General features: G+C 57.3%; 1 protein-coding gene and 1 pseudogene. Both read left to right on the top strand.

Annotated features, from left to right (window positions below):
* Positions 1-122: pseudogene (locus tag C5S62_RS02990) on the top strand (NADH peroxidase); the annotation flags it as partial.
* A gap of 164 nt (positions 123-286) precedes the next feature.
* On the top strand, positions 287-698 hold a 412-nt coding region (locus C5S62_RS02985), incomplete at its 3' end, for an Nramp family divalent metal transporter (RefSeq protein ID WP_371411181.1).

Genomic DNA, 698 nt, shown 5'->3' with positions numbered 1-698 from the left:
GCGCCAAAGAGCTGAATCTCGATGCCATTCACGACACTGTTCATGAAATGGCCCGCGACGAAGCTCGTCACGGCCGTGGCTTCGAAGGCCTCTTCAAGCGTTACTTCGGCAACAAGAAGTGATTGGATTTGCGGTGTGGCGCCACACCGCAAACGGCAAGCAGACAGGCCGCCGCACACTATCACAGTCGGCGGCCTGCTTGCTTTGTGTTTTTTCAGGAGTGGCCGTTTCATGCAGAACTTCTACGGCTCGATATTTTGTTGGATCTCCGAACTTTTTTGTCATGATGAAGGAAAAACTACAGAATTGGCGCCGCCATTGGCGCATGCGCGAAGGCAACCAGGGCGGTGGCCTCAACATCCTCCGGCACATCGGGCCGGGCCTGCTCGTAACGGTGGGGTTTATCGATCCCGGCAACTGGGCCTCCAACTTTGCCGCAGGGTCCGCTTTCGGCTATGCGCTGCTTTGGGTAGTGACGCTTTCCACCTTGATGCTCATCGTGTTGCAGCATAATGTGGCCCATTTGGGTATCGTTACCGGTCTTTGCCTCTCCGAAGCCGCCACGCGTTATTTGCCGCGCGCCGTGAGCCGTCCGGTGTTGTGGAGCGCCATGGGAGCATCGGTATCGACCTCACTGGCCGAAATACTGGGAGCCGCCATAGCCCTGGAAATGCTTTTCGGCCTGCCTCTCACGGTAG

This window comes from Prevotella sp. MGM2, from assembly GCF_002933955.1.
In the GTDB taxonomy this organism is placed as follows: Bacteria; Bacteroidota; Bacteroidia; order Bacteroidales; family Bacteroidaceae; genus Alloprevotella.
Note: the sequence above shows the minus strand (reverse complement) of the source record. Positions and strands in the feature narration are given on the sequence as shown.